The sequence below is a fragment of the Mesorhizobium sp. M7A.F.Ca.CA.004.04.2.1 genome (assembly GCF_004022825.1).
Lineage (GTDB): Bacteria > Pseudomonadota > Alphaproteobacteria > Rhizobiales > Rhizobiaceae > Mesorhizobium.
Genome location: NZ_RZPH01000812.1, coordinates 1 through 2,789 on the forward strand (window position 1 = coordinate 1; position 2,789 = coordinate 2,789).

The window sequence follows — 2,789 nt, forward strand, 5'->3', positions numbered from 1 at the left end:
GCGCTTCTCCGTCATCCTGCCCGTCGCGCGGGCAGGAACCCTGGCGTCGATCTCGCGCCGCGGTTCCTGCACGGCCGCGACGGCTTCGCTGGCCGGACTGCATGTGCTGTGCATCGACAACGACGCCCGCATCCTAGAGGGCATGCGGCTCCTGCTCGAAGGCTGGGGTTGCAACGTCGACACCGTGTCCGGTTCAAAGGATCTGGAAAGCGTGGTGACACACCGCCCGGACATCGTCCTTGCCGACTACCATCTCGACGGCGAAACGGGTCTCGATATCATCGTCAGGCTGCGCGCGCTCCATGGCGACACCCTGCCGGCCGTGCTGGTCACCGCAGACCGCTCCAATGAGGTGCGCACGGCCGCCGGCGGGCTCGAGATTGCGGTGATCAACAAACCGCTCAAACCAGCGGTGCTGCGCTCGATGATGGCCAGGGTCAGGCCGCTGGCACCGGCGGCCGAATAGCAGCAAAGGCGCCCGGTCTCAGCCCTGGTGTCCGAGGGTGGAGTCCTAGAGCATTTCACCGTTTCACGGAAAACGGCGATCTGCTCTAACTCTTTGTTTTAACGCAATTCTAAACGGAAAACCGCTTCACACTTTCCCTAGAATTGCTCTAGGCCAGGCCGTCGACCATCTGGGAACTGCGGAACCGGGGCCGTCCGGCATTGCCCGCCACAGGCGGACGATGCTCGCGAAAGGCCATTGCAAGCGTCCTCAGCGCCTCGCGGGACTTGGCGTCCGTCAGCGTCGAAAGCAGCACGATCTCGGAAGGCGGCAGCGCCGGCAGCCCGAATTTCCGGCTGACCTCGATGGTGCCGGATGGGGCAAGCCGGCAGGAAAATACCGAGGCTGCGAGGCCGGCCGAGACGGCTTCGGCAACGGCGAAAGAGCCGCAGCCGAGGAACACCTCCGTCCACGATATTCCGACAGCGTCGAGCGCGCGGGTGGTGATGTTACGAATACCGCAGGATGGCGAGGATGCCGCCAGGCGCAGCGGCTCGTCGGCCCGGTGGACGAAGTCGGGCGCGGCGTACCAGCCGAAATGTTCGGGCGCCAGCACTTCACCATCGCGCCGGTCGTCCTCCCGGCGGATGATCGCCGCGTCGATCTCACCGCGATCGAAAGCATCCAGCAGGTCGCGCGAATCATCGAGCCGCACTTCGATGGTGAGCGCCGGGTCATGCGCATTGAGCCGCGCCAGCAATGTCGGGACTTCCGCGCCTCCGACATGGGTGGCGATGCCCAGTGTGAAGCGGCGGCGCACCGAAGACAGGCTGGCAATGGCGCGATCGTGTGCCGCGAGGAAGTCGCGTGCGGGCTGGAGAAACACCGCGCCCTGCGCCGACAAGCGCACCAGCCGAGGCGTGCGCTCGATCAATTTCTGGCCGACGCGCTCTTCCAGCCGCTTCAGCTTCACGCTGATCGCCCCTTGTGTGCTGCCAAGAGCCTCGGCCGCACGCGTAAAGCTCTGAAGATCGGCGATGGCGACGAATGTTTTCACAGCGTCTACGTCCAGCGTCATGTCAGCTATCCGCACTTGTTGTCTCTGAAATAGCCAACCATGCAATTCTAATATGATCAAGCCTCGCCTACCCTGGGCCATACGCGCGCCGGGCGAGCTGCGATGGATTCGCCGATTGCCGACAAATACGTTCGAAAGGTTGAATCATGCCCACTGTATTGACCCGCCGAGGCATCGTGGTTCTGTTTGCCGCCTGCCTGGCATGCCTGATGTTCGGCCTGGAGATTTCAAGCGTTCCCACGATTCTGCCGACACTGGAGCAGGTTCTGCACGCCGACTTCAAGCAACTGCAATGGGTGATGAACGCCTATACGATCGCGGTCACGACGGTGCTGATGGCGGTCGGCACGATCGCCGATCGTTACGGGCACAAGCGTGTCTTTCTGGTCGCCATCGCCGCCTTCGGCCTGACATCACTGATCTGCGGCGTCGCCGAAAGCGTCTCCACGCTCATCGTCGCCCGGTTTCTGCAGGGCCTGAGCGGCGGTGCGATGCTGATCTGCCAGCTTGCCGTGCTGTCGCATGAATTCCGGGAAGGGCGCGAACGCGCCGTCGCATGGGGCTGGTGGGGCGTCATCTTCGGCACCGGCCTCGGCTTCGGCCCCATCATCGGCGGCGGCATCGTCGCGGTCTCGAGCTGGCAATGGGTGTTTCTTGTCCACGTGCCGGTTGCGGCGCTGGCGTTCGCCCTCGCTCTGATGGGCGTCCACGAATCGAAGGATCCACAGGCGGGCAAGCTCGACGTAGCAGGCATCCTGACGCTGTCGCCGTCGGTTTTCTGCCTCGTTTTCTACATCATCCAGGGGCCGGATCTGGGTTTCTCCAGCCCTGCCGCGCTGGCGATCCTCGGTATCTCGATAGTGAGCTTCATCGCCTTCCTCATTGCCGAGAAGGTCAGCCAGCGGCCGATGTTCGATTTCTCGGTCTTCCGAATCCGGCCCTTTTCGGGCGCCATCGTCGGCTCTGCCGCGATGAACCTCAGCTATTGGCCTTTCATGATCTACCTGCCGATCTGGTTCCACGCCGGGCTCGGCTATGACACCGTCTCCACCGGCCTTGCCCTGCTTGCCTACACGCTGCCGACGCTTGTGCTGCCGCCGTTGGCAGAGCGCTTTTCGCTGCGTTATCGGCCCGGCATCATCATTCCGGCGGGCCTCGTCATCATCGGCGTCGGGTTCATCCTGATGAAATTCGGCAGCGCCGCCGCGCAACCGGACTGGCTGACGATGCTGCCCGGCTGCCTGATCGCGGGGATGGGTCTGGGAA

Annotated in this window: 3 protein-coding genes; 2 read left to right on the plus strand and 1 reads right to left on the minus strand. The window is 63.6% G+C overall.

From position 1 onward, the window contains the following. Positions 1–466 (plus strand): response regulator (locus tag EN893_RS27455; RefSeq protein ID WP_245490917.1); only part of this gene is annotated, 466 nt, incomplete at its 5' end. 148 nt (positions 467–614) lie between these two features. Here EN893_RS27455 and EN893_RS27460 read toward each other — a convergent pair. Next, positions 615–1,523 carry a LysR substrate-binding domain-containing protein gene (locus EN893_RS27460; protein ID WP_164748869.1) on the minus strand — a complete coding sequence of 303 codons (909 nt, stop codon included), beginning with the start codon at positions 1,521–1,523 and terminating at the stop codon, positions 615–617. Between the two features lie 146 nt (positions 1,524–1,669). Between EN893_RS27460 and EN893_RS27465 the strand changes: the two genes are divergently transcribed. Continuing rightward, positions 1,670–2,789 (plus strand): MFS transporter (locus tag EN893_RS27465; protein ID WP_128361929.1); only part of this gene is annotated, 1,120 nt, incomplete at its 3' end.

Bases quoted from the DNA above. Each gene is read 5' to 3' on its own strand.
- EN893_RS27460 (WP_164748869.1), bottom strand. From the start codon at position 1,523: ATGACGCTGGACGTAGACGCTGTGAAAACATTCGTCGCCATCGCCGAT.